The sequence below is a fragment of the Bacillus cereus group sp. BfR-BA-01492 genome, from assembly GCF_022662815.1.
Taxonomy (GTDB): Bacteria; Bacillota; Bacilli; order Bacillales; family Bacillaceae_G; genus Bacillus_A; species Bacillus_A cereus_BD.
In genome coordinates this window covers 181,717-198,446 of sequence record NZ_JAKUEH010000008.1, presented here as the reverse complement: position 1 = coordinate 198,446, position 16,730 = coordinate 181,717, and the positions used below count along the sequence as shown (strand labels likewise).

Here is a 16,730-nt window from a genome sequence, read left to right as displayed (position 1 = left end):
GTGAATTTGTAATTGTGTATTATCAGTGGAAATCAAATTCCCTTTCTCATCCATATTTGTATCCCCTTCTACAGAAGCAACAACGTATAAATTTGATTTTTGTAAAACATCGTAAAAATGTCCTCCTTTATAAAATGATTGTCTTTTCGATATTTTACATATAGTCCATCTTGTAATTATTTTCGGAATTTTTCTTATATAAGTAATTTCATATGGATATTCTATCAAAAAATAATAGCTATTTCACCACCTATTAAAATAGAATGCTTTTATCGTATTCCGTTCTACTAAATGGAATGCAAGAGTCATCCTTATAAATGAGGTGATAATGAAAAAAAATCGAAGTGATCTCTCACTCCGAAAAAAGCTAGACTTTTAAAGCTCCATACACTTCCACAATCCTTCTCTTTATTTCAACTTCCCTTCAAACACAATTCTTCTCCCGCACGGTTCTACAACTATTTTCCCATCTTTCTTTACTTCATGAAAGATCGGTTCTTCCATGCGGCGTGATGGCGCATATCCTTCTTGTTCCATACGCGCTAAACAGTCTGTAATTGTTTCATTTTCTTGTACTTCAAATTTCTTCTTTTTAGGTTGTTTTGTCATGTCCTAACCTACTTTCTATTTTTCTTGATGCAAATTGATTTTTCATATATGCGATATATAAAAGTGCAATGACTGCCATTATCAGCATAACGGCTATAAAAAAGCTTGTATACTGTATTCTTTCAATAAATACGCCTCCTAATACAGGTCCTAAAATACTTCCTATACTAAAGGCAATTCCCGATAATATATTTCCAGCGGGCAGCAAATGTCTTGGTAATAAATCCGTCATAAATCCGAGTCCTAATGAGAAACACGAGCCAATTACCATCCCAACTAGAAGCATACACCCAAATACAATCCAATAATACTCATCAAATAGAGCTGCAATGAAGAAAATGATTGTACTCATGCTGAAGGTCCACGTTAAAATTCGATCTCTTCCATATTTATCACTTAATATACCAAGTGGTATTTGTGTAATAATCCCTCCGACTGCAAATGCAGGTAATAAGAACGATACATCGGATACAGACCATCCTTTTCGAAGTGCATATACTGGTAAGTTGCTATTTAGCATGGCTTCTAACACGCCGTATGCTAATGGGCCTATTAATGCAATCCATGCGAAAAGAATGACTTGTTTATAACGTGTGAAGGATGTCCCACCATCCTTTCCATTTTCTTCTTGTATCGGAAATGCATTTTTTATCGGAAGCAATAGTAACCACCCGATTAAACAAAGAATTGTTGATACAATAAATGGCGTTGCGAGTCCATATTGGACGGTGCTAGCTAAATACGGACCTACTGCAAATCCAATCCCGAAAAAGACTCCATATATAGACACTTGTTTTCCGATTTTATTTCGATCCGCAGTTGTCGTAATCCATGTTTGTGTTCCAACATGAAGCATATGATCTCCTACCCCAACGAAAAAACGAAGAACAAACCAGGCCCAAAATGAAAATATTTGTGTAAAAAGGAATAATGAAATAATAACGAGAAATCCACCTATTACAATCACCGGTTTCATTCCAAATCGTTGCATCGGTTTTTCAAGCCATGGTGAAATAAATAAAATTCCGATATATAACGCGGTTGCATGAAGGCCATTAAAACTAGAACGAATTCCCTCTTGCTCAAAAATCATTGCGATAGCTGGCAATAACATCCCTTGTGACAAACCAGAAATTGCAACAATTCCCACCATAATCCAAAATGTAAATCGCATTGACATTCTCTTCCCTCCCCCTTTTCATACTCACCAAAGCTTATTATAAACTGTTTTCACAGCAATGTGTACAAATCGAACAAGAAAAAAGAAGCAAGAAGATGTCTCTTCTCACTTCTTACCCATCCCACACTTTTGCCTTTATAATATGAGGAAAATGTTTATAAAAAGGACTTGTATATACTGTCGAACCATATATAACAGGATATGCTGGAACAAATGAAGGAACGTAACTTGACGAATATGGAAAGAACGGTGGTTCAACCACTTGCATATACATCGGATGAATCAGCACTTTTTTATACGAATGCCCATCATAAGGAGATTGAAATATAAGAGAAGGTTCATGCATTCTAAGCGGTATCATATTTTTATTCCTCCTTTGATACAAATACTACAGTATATGTATCATTTGTATCTTCTGGAAGAACTTATTTACCATTTAACCAATTTGTTACGTGCTGAATATATTCATCTAAGCAATCAATGAATGGGGAATGCCCACAATCTTTTAATATCGTTAACTTTGCATGAGGAAGATGTTTCGCCAATTCTTCTCCCACTACTTGTGGAACAACATAATCTCGATCCCCTTGCAAGACAAGCGTCGGTACCTGTACATGATGAATATGCCCATTTCCTGGTACTACTCCATTATGCTCATCTGAAATATTAAACGTAATTAAAGCATAGTTGACATCAACGAAATTACGCTGCGTTAACATATCATCTAAATATTTGTCATAGCGCTCTGGATCTGGTTGATTATGTGTATAAATTAACATATTCCACAACGTTCGGTAGTAGAGCTTGTTCATCTTTTTTATTGCTTCTAAAACAGGCACAATTTGAACAGGGTCTTGCGCGATTTCTTCTTTCGTTTTTAATAATGTAGATACGATTGGTTGCCCATTCACATCTTTTTTAAAGATTGGATATCCTTTCATACCAACAGATTCTACTAAAATAAGTTTCTTAACTAGTTCCTTATAGGAAGCTGCGAATTCCATTGCAACCCCGCCCCCCATCGACCAACCCATCAATGAGAACTCTTTTAATTGTAGTTCATCGATCCATAACTTCACATCATCTGCAAAATCTCGTAAAGAATCAATTGGTCTATGATATGTGGATTGTCCGAATCCTCTTAAATCAATCGCATAAATATGATATTGATTCTGCAGTTGTTCTATAACTAAATCCCAATGCTGCGAGGATGTCATATTTCCGTGAATGAGTACAAGTATTTCTTTATTTTGCCTTCCGACATCTTGATATGCGATTGTTTCCCCATTGGGTAACGAGACAAACTCCATTGTTGCAGGCTTAGGCATTACAAGTTCCCCCATTCATTTTTAATAGAAAGAAAATTCTAACTCATCTTTAGAATAACATGTAGAATATATGTTCTCAATATAAAATCTATACAAAAATTTTACATAAAACAACATGTCCATCACTAGACAATTTTGATAAAAAAGTATATAGTTAGCTAGGTAACTAATTTGAAAGGATTAAATAAATGGACGAAAAACAACACTTTTTTCATGTTGTCAGTCAAACATCTCGTAAGTTTACGAAGAAATTTAATGAGCGCGTATCACCTACAGGTTTATTTAGTGCGCAGTGGGCTGTCATTTTTCGCATTCATCAAACAGGCCCTTGCACGCAGACGGAACTATGTCAATACTTAAATGTTGAATCTCCAACAATGACTCGTACATTAACGCGTATGGAATCTATGGGCTGGATTATTCGAACAGAAGGAAAAGATCGCCGAGAAAAGCTTATTTCCTTATCAGAAACCGCGCTAGACATGATTCCAGTATGGCAACAAGAAGTTGATGCTTTTGAAGAAAAAGCACTGCAAAATATTAGTAAAGAAGAGATGCAACGAACATTTCAAGTATTACAAACGATTATTCAAAATCTAGATAATTAAATTGGAGGGATGACAATGCAAAGTGAAAGACTTTGGACGAAGGACTTCCTTGGAACTTGTTTCAGTAGTCTATTTATCTTTTTAACGTTTTACATGCTTATGACCACTTTGCCTGTCTATGTCATTGATGGTCTGAAAGGAAAACCAGAAGAAATCGGTTTAGTCGCAACTGTTTTCCTTATTTCTTCTGTATTATGTCGCCCCTTTACGGGAAAATGGCTTGATGATTTAGGAAGAAAGAAAATATTATTTATCTCTCTTTCTCTATTTTTAGCCGCTACGGTTATGTACTTTGGTGCGCAAAGTTTATTTTTATTGCTTGCCCTTCGCTTTCTACATGGAATTGGATTCGGAATGGCAACGACAGCAACAGGTACGATCGTAACAGATGTTGCACCACCGCACCGCCGTGGTGAAGCACTTGCCTATTTCGGTGTATTCATGAGCCTGCCGATGGTAATCGGTCCTTTTTTAGGTTTAACAATTATTGCACACTTCTCATTTACTGTTTTATTTATGATTAGCTCTATATTTTCATTATTTGCATTTTTACTTGGTTTACTCGTAAAGATTCCACATGAACAACCAGTAAAGAAACAAGATCGCCAAAAAATGAAATGGAAAGATCTCATCGAACCTTCATCGATTCCAATCGCTCTAACAGGTTTTATTCTAGCATTTTCGTATAGTGGTATTTTATCCTTTATTCCCATTTACGCAAAAGAGCTTGGTTTAGAAGAAGTGACAAGTTACTTCTTTATTTTATACGCACTTGTTGTTGTTTTATCTCGTCCATTTACTGGAAAGATGTTTGACCGTTTTGGTGAAAATATGCTCGTGTACCCTTCTATTCTTATTTTCACAGTTGGAATGTTTATCTTAAGTCAAGCTCAAACATCATTTTGGTTCCTTGGTGCAGGTATGTTAATCGGTTTAGGATACGGAACGCTGATTCCAAGTTTCCAAACAATCGCCGTTTCATCTGCTCCAAATCATCGCCGCGGTTCTGCAACAGCTACGTATTTTTCATTCTTTGATAGCGGTATTGGGATTGGTTCTTTCGTTTTAGGTATTATAGCTGCAAGATCAAGTTATCATAATATGTATTTCATCGCTGCGATTGTCGTTGCATTTACATTGCTTATTTATTACGTTTTACATGGTAGAAAACAGAAATTCAAAAGACAGCGTACAAACGGACAAATGTCTGCTTAACACTCATAAGGAAAGTAAACTTCTCTGTTTACTTTCCTTATTTTGTATTTCAAAAATAACAAGCGTATACTTATAATAGAACTGATAAGGAGGTACATCCATGAATATAAAAAAATCTCCCCTTTTATTGCTTATTCTCACACTGTTATTTATCATAACAGGACTTGGATTTGCTTTTTTTAAACACAACAAAATAACGCCTTCTAAAGATACAGTAACAAAAGAAAATTGGTTACAAGACCCATACTTACGTTGGTCCTATACAAATATGAAAGAATTGGCTCTTATTCATGAAGTACATAATGACCCAAACAACGTTACGCACTTTCCTATCGCACTACAAAATTTAGATCGTTTCTCTATAAAACAAGGAATGAGACGAGATATTCCTTTAAAAAAATTATTAGATGAAAATAAAACCGATGCATTTGTTGTTGTACATAATGGAAAGCTTGTTTACGAACGCTATTTCAATGGATACAATCCAAATACCCCACACGGAATGGCATCTTTAGCGAAAGTATTTACCGGTGCACTCATCCAATCTTTTATTGAAGAAAAGCGCATCGATGCAAATCAGACTGCCGAAACATATGTAAAAGAATTGCAAGGCACCCCATTTGGAAAAGCGACAATTCAGCAGTTAATGGACATGCAAGTGTCTGTTGAATATCCTACGCATGGATTTAGACAGCCAGGGCTAGAAAACCAAGATGCACAATTGTATTTAGCTAGCAATATGCTTCCGCGCCGCAAAAATTATGATGGTCCGATGAATATTTATGATATGTTACGCGAGGCAAAAGAGACTGCCCCGCCCGGAACTACTTTTTCTTATAATAATGGATCTACTGAAACACTCGCATGGATTATACGAACAATCACTGGCAAGTCTTTAGCTGAAAATGTAAGCGAACGTATTTGGTCAAAAATCGGTATGGAGCAAAATGCTTATTATGTTACCGATGAAACTGGAATTGAACAAGCAAGCGCTGGTTTAAATGCAACGGCAAGAGATATGGCAAAGTTTGGAGAATTATTGTTACATAATGGACAATATCATAGTATGCAAGTTCTTCCCTCTTCTATTTCAGAAAATATTAAAAGCATACGCAAAGGTGAATTAGCAATTGAGCAAGGGGCATCTATTTCGTATCATAATCAATGGTGGATTCCTCATAACGAACATGGTGCCTTCGAGGTGCTTGGAAGCTATGGGCAACGCCTTTATATCGATCCAAAAACAAACATGGTCATTGTCCATTTTTCATCTAATGCTGCCCCAAGCAGTGACGTGCATACAACGTATTCCGATCTGTATGTAGATATCGCTAAACATTTAGAAAAGCTTTCACATGAGTGAGAGCTTTTCTTTTAAATATCTGAATTTTCAGTTTAATAAAGGTTATTGTACTCAATGTAGCGAATATTTACAAAAAATATGAAGGAGGTTGATGTATTTGTTTCGCTCTTTTACAAATGGCTGCGTCGCCCTTGTGCAACGCTTTTTACCAGAACCGTTTATTTTATCCTGTTTGTTAACTGTTTTTGTCATTTTCTTTGGCATGTTTGCTACAGAGCAATCCCCCATTCAAATGATTGCTCATTGGGGTGATGGCATTTGGGGGCTATTATCCTTCGCGATGCAAATGGCCCTTGTACTCGTTACCGGCTCCGCTTTAGCAAACGCCCCACTAATTCGAAAAGGTTTGATGAAAGCGGCGCAGTTACCAAGAACAAGCGGGCAAGGTATTATTGCTATCTCTATCGTTAGTTTGTTAGGAGCCTACATAAATTGGGGATTTGGCATTGTTGTCTCCGTTTTATATGCTAAAGAAGTTGCCAAGCATATAAAAAAATTAGACTATCGCCTTGCAATCGCTTCCTCTTACTCTGGATTTCTCATCTGGCATGCTGGACTTTCTGCCTCTATTCCGCTAACATTAGCGTCCGGAGGGGAGACGTTAATAAAAACAACAGCTGGTAGCCTGAAAGAAGCAATTCCCATTACCGAAACATTATTTTCACCATATGCTCTTGTTCCTATCATTGTCTTCTTCATTACAATGCCACTGATCAATAGAGCAATGCATCCAGATGCGAATCATACTGTTACTGTTGATCCAAATGTATTTCATGAAGAAGCAGCCGCTCAAGAAACAGAAGTTCGTACTTTTGCTGAGAAAATGGAAAACAGTATTTGGATTACGATTTGTATCGGTCTTTTAGGAATCATTTATATGATCCATTACTTTAGTACAAAAGGCTTTAATCTCACGCTCGATATCGTTATTTTTATATTATTAATCGCCGGTCTTATTTTTCATCGTACACCTATTCGATATATTCGTGCTTTTTCCGAATCAACAAAAAGCGCTTCCGGCATTTTATTACAGTTCCCGTTTTATGCTGGCATTATGGGAATGATGATGGGTGCAAATAGCGAAGGACTTTCACTTGGCGGGGCTATTTCAAATTTCTTTATTCAAATCTCTAACGAAACGACCTTCCCTTTATTCACATTTTTAAGTGCAGGGATTGTCAATATCTTCGTTCCATCCGGAGGGGGCCAGTGGGCTGTACAAGCCCCCATTATGATTCCAGCTGGTGCAGAGCTCGGTGTCCCCGCTGCGAAAACGGCGATGGCCATCGCCTGGGGAGACGCTTGGACAAATTTAATCCAGCCATTTTGGGCATTACCAGCTTTAGCAATTGCAGGATTAGGTGCTCGCGATATTATGGGATTCTGTGTGATTAATTTACTCTATGCAGGAGCTATCATCGGTTTATGCTTACTTTTCATTTAAATGATCATACCAAAAAGCTAGTTTTTATACTAGCTTTTCTTCTTTCATCTCTATTTTTCTTAATACGCGAGCCGGATAAAAAGTTAAAATTGCTAAGATAAACCATATCCAAAATACATTATATAGTGAAGTGCAATAGACATTAATCACTCATATGATATTTCATTTTCTACACAAGCAATCACTCTTCTCCATTGCGCAATAGATAGTTGTAACGGTTCATATTTCAACACATTGGTTAAAGCACTTTCTATATATGCCGGATTTTCACTTAAAAAATCCCAACAGAGTACTTTGGGGAGATAATATGCTTGAAATGTTCCACTTTCTTTTATAAGCTGATCAACCTCCCGCTCACAAATTCCTCTTACTAAATAATCAGTCCTTAATTCCTGATATACGTTTTGAGAATGCTCGCTATACTGTTTCAGTTGAAGTAAACAAATAATATATGTACGAAATACATCATCTTGTCGCTCACAACATTTCATAATTCTTTCCACTTCACTCATCGTTACTCACTTCCCTTACATCCCCAAAGTAAAATTAAAAATTCCCTTTCTGTAATATATTCTCTACAATCTTTACATTTTTAGAATTCTTTAATAGTCTCTGGATAATTTTCATCAACTCTTCTTTCTCTAATGTTTGTAGCTTTTCTCTCATCACCTCTTCTCCAATACTTTGAATTTCATATACAACTGCTGCCATATGCTTACAATAGTTTTCATAAGGGCACTCACAACTACTACTTATAAAATCTTCAAGATGAATCACTACCTCATAATCTCCGTAGTTCCCTCTTACAAGTGCAAATACTTTATCATTATGTACTTCTACTTCTTCTACATATCCCTCTTCATAATATTCACACCCTCTATTAATAATGTGCTTAGGAATCCATTTTTTCATCTCGTTTATTAAAAAAGCGTACATAGAACCGTCCTTTCTTCCTTAAATTCCCTTTTGACTTCATTTTATATCATATGGTATTCTATTACATGTCAAGTAGCAAGTCTATAAGACAACAAAACTGGCACCTAATCGGCAAAGGTGTCTCTTTTCATGTTTAGCCGAATGAATGGCCTCTTTCAAGGCATATTCAACTTTTAACACTACACACTCAACAGCATTCCCTTGTATCAGGCTGCTTTCGCAGTCTTTTACTCTACATATTGTCGTAATTTTCAAACAAATCATAACATAAAAAAGAGAGACTAGCTCCCTTTTCGCGCCTTATAATAAACACCTTTTTCACTATGATGGCATTCGTCATCGGCTAAAGTAATTTTCCCATCCAGTTTTAACTCATCTAATAGTCTTGATAAATAAAATTGGTGTAACATTTTTTTTGTAAATTTCCCCTCATGATTCGATTCGATATATTCTTGAATATCTGCCAATGATATCGCCTTATCCTGTTCCATCATATATTCATATACTGCATTACGCAGCTTTACGTACTTTTCAAGCTTCACCGTATATTTACAACCCCTTTCTTCTTATTCTCTTATGATTGAATGGTTTTTTATAATAAAAAAACCTCTTCGATAAGAAGAAGTTACGTCTAATCTCTTCATCTTATCTTTCAGAACAAATATGTTCTGCTGGAATTAGCACCTGCATCGCGGTTGCTGGGTTTCTTTGGGCCAGTCCCTCCACCTCTCTGGATAAGAAAATATTCACTTTACCTCCAATGATATCCACTTTCCTTATAAATGTCAAATCAAAAACATGCTTATGCCCCATACTACAAGTATATGCAAAAAGCAGGACTTGATGATGGCCAAACATGCACGCAGATATGTTCTAGATTCCTTTCATTCTTTGCAAAGATGTGATGATACTGTTCACCTTTTAGAACAAAAATAGAGTTAAGCCGCAATCGGCGCTAGATTTTACGTATACTCTTACCTAACCTTCTTGGTTCTCACGAATTGTCGAAGTAGAAGTGTTACTGCTCATCCATATCGAAACAAATCGAGCCCATCTTAAAAGATGGGCCCTTCCTTATATTATATGCGGTAACACTAGTAGCGCTACTATGAAAAAATAGACTGAATTGAAAATCTCTAAAACCCCTACTTTTAAAATAGAAATTTTCTTACCATATAATAAAATAGCTCGAATTAAACTTGGAAGGAATAGAAGAGAAAAAAGCGGACTCCAAATACATAATAGAATTGGTAACATAATATGATATCCCCAAGATAGATTGCGATATAGCAAATTATGTTTTTCCCGTATCATCGTCTTCACATAAAACGTACTTCCTAAAAAATAAAGAAAGGATACAGCCGCTATCCATAAAGCAACTGCGTCAACAATTTTCATTGAAAAATAATAACTAATCAGACCACCAATACAAAAAATGATTATAGCACAAATGTCATTCGTTAATGCACGTTCCTTTTTTTGATGAGCAAAATATATATTCACTATAAAAAGGGGAATAAGGATACCAATAAACATAACGATTTTCCATTCGTATAATAGCGATATCATGCCAAATATACCCGCAATCATAAAATATAAGAAAGCAGCATATAGAAACTCCTTTTTTCGTCTCTGCTTCATATACATAAGAAATGGATAGGTTGCCAGATATATAAATAACCAAGCAAGAAATAAGGGAATATGATATATAGTAGGATTACCAAGTAATACGCTAAGTAAAAATGGAATAAGCAGCATTCCCCATGCACCATGCTGCTTTGGAATTACGAGCTTCATATGTTTTTGCATCTCCTCTTTGAAAACTTTTCTCATTCACTATTATATAAAAATCTCATATAAAAATTAAAATATATTCAATCAATTTCTTGACACTTTTGTGGATAAAAAAATACTTCTTACTTTCGTAAGAAGTATGAAAGAGGCAAACGAATATGTAAGTCGCGACCCTACTCTATATGAGTATGCTGTAATGTTTTCACATATTCACTAACTATCAATATTCAAAATGCCATATTTCTTTTTAAATCTCATTAAAATCTTAATCCATGCAGAGCTAAATAACATAAGAAAAATCACATTTGAAATGGCATGACTTATATCAAAATAAAAACTTGTCGCATAATATGAAAGAAACGATTTCCACGTCACATCTTGTATAAAACCAAGAAGTCCCCAGGCATTCATAATCCATCCAAAGAAAAAGCCTGCTAAAAAGCCGAAAATTATTCTTCCAGGCAACTTTTTCATCATCCATGTGTTACGAAGACATCCAGCTATAAACCCAATCATTCCCCACGAAAACATTTGCCACGGTGTCCAAGGACCTTGTCCTAAAAAAATATTAGATACAATCGCTGCTGTTGCACCAATCATAAACCCTGCTTCACTTCCAAACACAACCGCCGATACAATGATGACAAATGAAGTTGGTTGCACACTCGGTATAATAGAGAATGGTACACGACTAACAGCCGCTATAGCCGCTAAAACAGCTACCATCACAATTTCACGTGAAACAAAAGCTCGCTTTTCAAAACGTATATAAAATGGCAACATCGTCAAAAAGAGCAATAGAAAACTAGACAACATATAATGTTTACTCATGATAAGCGACGTAAAAAGAAGTGTACTGACAATGACTAGAAAAAAACAGACTATAAAAGTAAAGTATCGTTTGGACACGCTTCGTACACATCCTCCCACGTTAATGCATAAGGCAACCTTTTCCGAATAAAGCGGTTAATCGCTGTTGTATAAAAGAAGTTGCCGCTAAAAAATTCTTTTGGTGCATCATTTATCATTACTTTTCCATCAAATAACATCATACACTGATCCACATATTTTGCAGCAAATTCAATATCGTGTGTTGCCATGACGATCGTTGTTCCTTCTCTTTGTAAAGCTTGAAATAACCGACCTAATTTTTCTTTTTTTGCTGGATCTACCCCTTTTGTCGGCTCATCTAATAATAATAAACTTGGCTTTGATAATAGCGCGATACATAATGCAAGGAGTTGTTGTTCTCCACCGCTACAATCATAGGGATAACGTTCACAAATAGAACGAAGCCAAAACCGATCGAGCATATTTTCTGTCACTACATTTGCTTCTGCTCCATACAATTCACGTGCTCGTTCAAATATTTCCTCCCTCACTGTATCACAGGAAAAATGATAGTATGGATGTTGCGATACATATCCAATTTGTTGAAACCTTTCCTTCGAATGAAGTTTATGAATCGCTTCTCCATTCCAGCGTACTTTTCCTCTTCTTGCTTTTTGTAAGCCTGCTAAAACAGTTAACAATGTCGATTTTCCCGTACCATTTTTTCCGACAAGTGCAATCCATTTTCCTCTTTCAATACATAGCGTTAAATCTTGTAAAATAAACGGACTATGTTTTTCATATTGAAACGATATATGATCTGCTTCTAATATAACATCTTCTTGTTTTGCTTGCTTTTCACTCTGCTTTTCTATCACCATTCCAGAGCGAAGATGTGACTGAGCCTCACGCACTGTAAAAGGAATACTCCCTACATTCCATTCTAAAAATAATCTTGGAATTTGCGGAATAAAGGGATGCATCTTTTCATGTTGCCACATATTTGCTACAACAGCTGCTGGTTTCCCGTCATACTTAATACGCCCATTTTCCATACATATCAGCCTTGATGCAAGGGGAATGACTTCATCTAAACGATGTTCACTCATCACAATCGTAATCCCAAATTCTTCGTTAATCCGCTTTAAAAGACTTAAGAAATCTTTTGCAGCAATGGGATCTAACTGTGCTGTCGGCTCATCCAACAATAATAATTTAGGTTGTAAAACTAGAACAGCTGCTAAATTTACAAGTTGTTTTTGCCCTCCAGATAAAGTATGAACAGATTGATGTAATAAATCTTGAAACCCTAAAAAACTAATGAGCTCTGCAATTCTTTTTTGAATCATATGAGATGGAAGTCCCATATTTTCTAAAGAAAAAGCCATTTCTTGTATAACTGTATCCATAACAAGTTGATTTTCAGGATTTTGGAATACCATGCCAACCTCTTGTGCCGATAATATATTTGGTATTTCCTGCAAATGAACTCCTTCATAAAAAATATCGCCTCTTCGTTTTCCAATAGGGAGTAATTCTTTTTTGAAATGTTTTAAAAGCGTTGTCTTTCCGCATCCTGATTCGCCTGCTAATACAATAAATTCACCATGTGTAACAGATAAAGAAACATCTGCTAAAACTTCTACGTCTTCATCAGCATATATAAACGATACATTCTTCACTTCTGCATGCGCCACCATATCCATTCCCTCCCCTCCATCATAATAGGTAAACTAATAAACAAAATAAATAAAACAAATTGTATACCATCATATTGCTGAAACAGAATCGTTTCTACTCTCGGATAAATAAGCAGTTTACCAGCCCCATACAAGCTAAATAAACAGCAAGCAAGTAGTACAATTATAAAATAGATGACTACAAACCAATCTTGCTTAGCCATTCGATATCGAATATATGTACTTCGCTTTGTAACCCCAAACCCTCGCGCCTGCATAGAATCTGCTGTTTGCAGCGCCTCTTCTAGCGAGCAAACAAGCAATACTTGCAAAAGCTTCATTCCGTTTTTCAGTCGCTCCGTAAGTGAACCTGAATCCAGTTGTACACCTTTTGTTTTTTGAACGAGAGTGATTTGTCGCAGCCTTCTTATAAACAACGGAACAAAGCGGACTGTAATCATCGTTAAAAGTGCAACTTTCGGAGAAATTCTCGAAAATAAATATAAAAATTTATGACTTGAAATCGTATCATTGTAAGAAGTAAATGTAAACATAATGGCAATTAAAGATAATCCCATGACAATGCCATACATACACGCTTCAAATGTAATGCGATTATCCCCTAAACGAAATAATGTCGTCGCTCCTCTATGCGTGAATAAAGCGTTCAGCGCAATAATGAGCAGAAAAAAAAGAAGCGTACTTGGCAGCATTTTTCTTATTTTTTCACCATTGCCTTGCATGATGTTCAAAATGAGTAGCAAAATAATGGCGCTCATTAAAAAAAGAGGATGAAGACACACCATACAGAGTATCATCACCCCAATATAATAGATAAAATTTACAAAAGGATGTAAAGAAGAAAAAATAATTTTCATAACCCTTTACCCAATGCCCTTTCCTAATTTAACACATATACCCATTCAATTTTATCTCCTGGCTTCACTGTCACTGCACCTGCACTTCGGTTTGGAAAAGTTCCATTTACACGATATTTCCATCCGCTCGTACTCGCTACATCTTTTTCGTATAAATCATTAATACCTTTTACATAAATACTATTTCCAAACCCACTTGCATCTACATCTAATCCTGTACGCTGCAATACTTTATACACGGTGTCTCCTTCTTGCACATCCACTTTAGTTGCGCCTAGTAAATACCCTTCATGCCCTTTCACAGAAATTGTAACTTGTTTTTCCTGCGGTTTTGGAGCTGGAATTGGATCTGGCTTAGGGTCAGGCTTCGGAACGACTGGTTGCGGAGCTAACTGTTCCTGCTTTGGCGTTTCTTTTGGCTCATGAACAATTTTTGACTCTTTTTTCGCTTCAGTCTGTTCTTGCGGTTTTGATTCGGTCTTTTCTTCATTTCCTTTTTGTTGTTCAAGTGGTTGTTCTTCAAAAGCTACTGTTTGCTCTTTTTGCTCTTCTTGTTTTACTTCAGGCTGTTCTTTTTGCTCTTTTTGTTTCTCACTTGATTGTTCTTCTGTTTGTTTTTGCTCTTCTAATTGCTCTTCATTTGCTTGCGGTTGTTCCGGTTGTTTTTGCTCTTCTTGTTTCAGTTCATCCTGTTTTTCTGCTTGCTTTTCAACCTCTTTTTGTTCCGTCTGTTTAGAGGCAACTTGCTGCTTAGGCTTTGTTTCGTTTTGGCTACATCCTACAAGCAGACTAAATGATAAAACAAGCGTGAGAAACCATTTCATCATGTTCATGTTATTTTCACCTTCCCTAATAAAATTAGGAGCAAATCATTGCTCCTAATTTTTGTTAAGCTGCTTTTCGTCTCCATAAAGCGTATGCAGAAGCAATACATATTACACCCATTCCGACCGGTATAGCGGCTTCACCAGTTGCTGCTCCTGTTTTTGGTAATTGACGAGTTTGTGTCATTTCCTCATTATGATGATCTACTTTTTCTTGTACAGCAACATTTAATGGTTCATCTTTCGGTTGTTGCGTTTGTTCTTTCATCTCTTGTTCAACTACCGGCGCTTCTACCTCAGACTCTACAATTGGTTGATCTGGAATTTCAGCTTCCATTCGATCGTTTGACCAATCATAAATAGAACCGTTCTGATCTAAAAATACTTTATACTGAATCAACGCTAAAAGTGCTTGTTCAGTAGCCATGGTGTTGCCCTCTGCATCGCTTGGCAACCATTTAAATTCACCATTCTCTAGTTGATAAGAAAGAAGATTTTGCACTGCATTTCCATTCTTTTTCGTAAACTTAGATTCAGTTGGATTACTTCCTATCGCCGATAAACCTAATACCGCTTGCGCAACACTATTAGCGTTCTCTTGGCCATCTGCCTCAAATCCACCGTTTTCTAATTGTTTACTTGATAAATATTGTTCTGCCTTCGCAATAGCTTCTTTTACTTCTTGTTGATTTTGATAAGGTGCTAACGCAGCTAAAACCATCCCTGTTACATCTATACTACTAGCGTCTTCCTTACTACTTTCCACATTATATGTCCAACCACCATCTGTATGCTGTGCATGTAAGATTTCTTGTACTAAAGCAACGCGGCTCCATTTCGCTCCTACTGGCACTTCATATTTTTTTGTATCAAGCGCAATTAACGCAAATGTATAGCCAGTAACAGAATTTAATGTATCCGATTGATAAAGAAGCGGTATCAAATTTTGCCCCGCTATGTTCGTTGGATCTGCATTCATCGCTGTCAATCCAATCACAGTTCTCGCAATATCTGTTGCTGAAAAACGATGTAAGCGTTTCTCAACTTTTTTCGTAGCCGACTGTACATAATTGATTTTTTCTTCCATTGGTACTTCCTGTCCCGAGCGAGACAGTCCAACGGCCATCCAGTCCGTACCAATCCCACCTTGTAACATTCTTTCTGATGTTTTAGAGATGGCCTCTTCTACTTGTCGCTTTATTTCATTGTTGTTTACATATTGTTGCTCTTCTGCTTTTGCATTTTGTTCTAGCTCTGGTTCTTTGGGTTTGTTGGCTTCATCGTTTACTTCTGTCCCTGTATTTTCTTGAATTGTTCCTTCTGTGTTTTTATTTTCTTGGCTATCTTGTTTTTGTTCTTCTTGTTGCTTTTGATCCGTTTTACAAGTTCCTATTTTGTCTACAGTTTGCTGCAACGTTTCTTGATTCATATTGTTCCAATCTACAACAAAACGGTATGCAACAACGTCTCCAGAAGTTAATTTATAACTATCTGCTCCTACCATTGCTGCTTTATCGTTCACATCATATGTCCAGCCACTTGTAGCACCGCCCATTAAACCGTCGATACCTTTCACAAACATACCGTATTGTGAATTTTCAGCTACTACTTTATCCCCCATGACCTTTTGTAATAAGCTGTAAGCTGTTTCCCCATCTTCAATTGACACTTCTTTCGGACAAAGAATAATGCCTCTTTGCGATTCCCCAATAATCGCAAGCGTTGCTGTTTTTCCTTCTGCAAACGTAATATGTACTGTATTTGCAAATGACACAAATACGAGCGCGACTGACATTATCGATGTCAGTAGCCATTTTTTAAATATTGCCATTCTTCATTATTCCTCCCTTTACTTACTATTGACATAAAAAGGCCCCTTCAAGAGCATACAATCTCACTTTAAAGTGAAAAATCAATTACATACTCTCTACATATATAGCATTTCTATTTGTATAGAAAAAACTATGTAGCTCATGAAGACGTGTAATAACATTCATTACTACAAATTCTTCTATTTTAAGGAATCGGTAAACGACATACC

The 16,730-nt window shown here is 36.3% G+C and carries 17 protein-coding genes, 1 pseudogene and 1 riboswitch; of the genes and pseudogenes, 4 read left to right on the top strand and 14 right to left on the bottom strand.

Going from position 1 to position 16,730, the window contains the following annotated elements:
* The 5 genes and pseudogenes from MR063_RS12590 to phaZ all read right to left on the bottom strand — a co-directional run.
* Positions 1-228: pseudogene (locus MR063_RS12590) on the bottom strand (hypothetical protein); the annotation flags it as partial.
* 180 nt (positions 229-408) lie between these two features.
* Positions 409-609: an NETI motif-containing protein gene (locus MR063_RS12585; protein WP_012094558.1), complete on the bottom strand. Its 201-nt coding sequence runs from the start codon at positions 607-609 to the stop codon at positions 409-411.
* Positions 593-1,789: an MFS transporter gene (locus MR063_RS12580; protein WP_242198181.1), complete on the bottom strand. Its 1,197-nt coding sequence runs from the start codon at positions 1,787-1,789 to the stop codon at positions 593-595. The genes MR063_RS12585 and MR063_RS12580 overlap by 17 nt, the downstream gene beginning before the upstream one ends.
* A 112-nt stretch (positions 1,790-1,901) precedes the next feature.
* Entirely contained in the window at positions 1,902-2,150 is a 249-nt protein-coding gene (locus MR063_RS12575) for a hypothetical protein (RefSeq protein WP_242198179.1), read from the bottom strand.
* Between the two features lie 64 nt (positions 2,151-2,214).
* On the bottom strand, positions 2,215-3,132 hold the full coding sequence (gene phaZ / locus MR063_RS12570; RefSeq protein ID WP_242198177.1) for an intracellular short-chain-length polyhydroxyalkanoate depolymerase: 918 nt from the start codon (positions 3,130-3,132) through the stop codon (positions 2,215-2,217).
* A gap of 173 nt (positions 3,133-3,305) precedes the next feature.
* Here phaZ and MR063_RS12565 point away from each other — a divergent pair, with 173 nt between their 5' ends.
* From MR063_RS12565 to MR063_RS12550, 4 genes are all read left to right on the top strand, one after another.
* Complete coding sequence (locus MR063_RS12565) at positions 3,306-3,725, top strand: MarR family winged helix-turn-helix transcriptional regulator (RefSeq protein WP_242198175.1); 420 nt, start codon at positions 3,306-3,308, stop codon at positions 3,723-3,725.
* 15 nt (positions 3,726-3,740) lie between these two features.
* Positions 3,741-4,940, top strand: a complete 1,200-nt coding sequence (locus MR063_RS12560; protein WP_242198173.1) for an MFS transporter — start codon at positions 3,741-3,743, stop codon at positions 4,938-4,940.
* 100 nt (positions 4,941-5,040) lie between these two features.
* Positions 5,041-6,303 carry a serine hydrolase domain-containing protein gene (locus tag MR063_RS12555; protein ID WP_242198171.1) on the top strand — a complete coding sequence of 421 codons (1,263 nt, stop codon included), beginning with the start codon at positions 5,041-5,043 and terminating at the stop codon, positions 6,301-6,303.
* A gap of 97 nt (positions 6,304-6,400) precedes the next feature.
* Positions 6,401-7,747, top strand: coding sequence for a short-chain fatty acid transporter (locus tag MR063_RS12550; protein WP_242198169.1), 1,347 nt, complete (start codon positions 6,401-6,403; stop codon positions 7,745-7,747).
* Between the two features lie 146 nt (positions 7,748-7,893).
* Here the strand turns inward: MR063_RS12550 and MR063_RS12545 are convergent, their stop codons facing one another.
* The 9 genes from MR063_RS12545 to MR063_RS12505 form a co-directional block, all read right to left on the bottom strand.
* Positions 7,894-8,259: a group-specific protein gene (locus MR063_RS12545; RefSeq protein WP_242198167.1), complete on the bottom strand. Its 366-nt coding sequence runs from the start codon at positions 8,257-8,259 to the stop codon at positions 7,894-7,896.
* Positions 8,260-8,293: 34 nt separating this feature from the next.
* Positions 8,294-8,683 carry an SWIM zinc finger family protein gene (locus MR063_RS12540; RefSeq protein ID WP_242198165.1) on the bottom strand — a complete coding sequence of 130 codons (390 nt, stop codon included), beginning with the start codon at positions 8,681-8,683 and terminating at the stop codon, positions 8,294-8,296.
* 281 nt (positions 8,684-8,964) lie between these two features.
* Positions 8,965-9,225: a hypothetical protein gene (locus MR063_RS12535; RefSeq protein WP_242198164.1), complete on the bottom strand. Its 261-nt coding sequence runs from the start codon at positions 9,223-9,225 to the stop codon at positions 8,965-8,967.
* A 100-nt stretch (positions 9,226-9,325) separates the two neighbouring features.
* Positions 9,326-9,424, bottom strand: a riboswitch (SAM riboswitch).
* 333 nt (positions 9,425-9,757) lie between these two features.
* A complete protein-coding gene (locus MR063_RS12530; RefSeq protein WP_242198162.1) occupies positions 9,758-10,480 on the bottom strand; it encodes a YwiC-like family protein in 723 nt (240 codons plus the stop codon).
* Positions 10,481-10,690: 210 nt separating this feature from the next.
* Positions 10,691-11,386 (bottom strand): ECF transporter S component, encoded by a 696-nt coding sequence (locus MR063_RS12525; RefSeq protein WP_242198161.1) that lies wholly within the window; start codon positions 11,384-11,386, stop codon positions 10,691-10,693.
* Positions 11,359-13,014 carry an ABC transporter ATP-binding protein gene (locus tag MR063_RS12520; RefSeq protein ID WP_242198158.1) on the bottom strand — a complete coding sequence of 552 codons (1,656 nt, stop codon included), beginning with the start codon at positions 13,012-13,014 and terminating at the stop codon, positions 11,359-11,361. Before MR063_RS12520 ends, MR063_RS12525 begins: the two co-directional genes overlap by 28 nt.
* Complete coding sequence (locus MR063_RS12515; protein WP_242198155.1) at positions 12,987-13,865, bottom strand: energy-coupling factor transporter transmembrane component T; 879 nt, start codon at positions 13,863-13,865, stop codon at positions 12,987-12,989. The genes MR063_RS12520 and MR063_RS12515 overlap by 28 nt, the downstream gene beginning before the upstream one ends.
* Positions 13,866-13,888: 23 nt before the next feature.
* A complete protein-coding gene (locus tag MR063_RS12510; RefSeq protein WP_242198153.1) occupies positions 13,889-14,698 on the bottom strand; it encodes a DUF4430 domain-containing protein in 810 nt (269 codons plus the stop codon).
* Between the two features lie 55 nt (positions 14,699-14,753).
* Positions 14,754-16,520, bottom strand: a complete 1,767-nt coding sequence (locus MR063_RS12505) for a DUF4430 domain-containing protein (RefSeq protein ID WP_242198151.1) — start codon at positions 16,518-16,520, stop codon at positions 14,754-14,756.
* Positions 16,521-16,730 lie beyond the last annotated feature (210 nt).

Coding starts and splice junctions, on each gene's coding strand:
- MR063_RS12575 (WP_242198179.1), bottom strand. CDS start 2,150: ATGATACCGCTTAGAATGCATGAACCTTCTCTTATATTTCAATCTCCT.
- MR063_RS12555 (WP_242198171.1), top strand. CDS start 5,041: ATGAATATAAAAAAATCTCCCCTTTTATTGCTTATTCTCACACTGTTA.
- MR063_RS12510 (WP_242198153.1), bottom strand. CDS start 14,698: ATGAACATGATGAAATGGTTTCTCACGCTTGTTTTATCATTTAGTCTG.
- MR063_RS12580 (WP_242198181.1), bottom strand. CDS start 1,789: ATGTCAATGCGATTTACATTTTGGATTATGGTGGGAATTGTTGCAATT.
- MR063_RS12585 (WP_012094558.1), bottom strand. CDS start 609: ATGACAAAACAACCTAAAAAGAAGAAATTTGAAGTACAAGAAAATGAA.
- MR063_RS12565 (WP_242198175.1), top strand. CDS start 3,306: ATGGACGAAAAACAACACTTTTTTCATGTTGTCAGTCAAACATCTCGT.
- phaZ (WP_242198177.1), bottom strand. CDS start 3,132: ATGGGGGAACTTGTAATGCCTAAGCCTGCAACAATGGAGTTTGTCTCG.
- MR063_RS12545 (WP_242198167.1), bottom strand. CDS start 8,259: ATGAGTGAAGTGGAAAGAATTATGAAATGTTGTGAGCGACAAGATGAT.
- MR063_RS12540 (WP_242198165.1), bottom strand. CDS start 8,683: ATGTACGCTTTTTTAATAAACGAGATGAAAAAATGGATTCCTAAGCAC.
- MR063_RS12515 (WP_242198155.1), bottom strand. CDS start 13,865: ATGAAAATTATTTTTTCTTCTTTACATCCTTTTGTAAATTTTATCTAT.
- MR063_RS12560 (WP_242198173.1), top strand. CDS start 3,741: ATGCAAAGTGAAAGACTTTGGACGAAGGACTTCCTTGGAACTTGTTTC.
- MR063_RS12520 (WP_242198158.1), bottom strand. CDS start 13,014: ATGGATATGGTGGCGCATGCAGAAGTGAAGAATGTATCGTTTATATAT.
- MR063_RS12530 (WP_242198162.1), bottom strand. CDS start 10,480: ATGAAGCTCGTAATTCCAAAGCAGCATGGTGCATGGGGAATGCTGCTT.
- MR063_RS12505 (WP_242198151.1), bottom strand. CDS start 16,520: ATGGCAATATTTAAAAAATGGCTACTGACATCGATAATGTCAGTCGCG.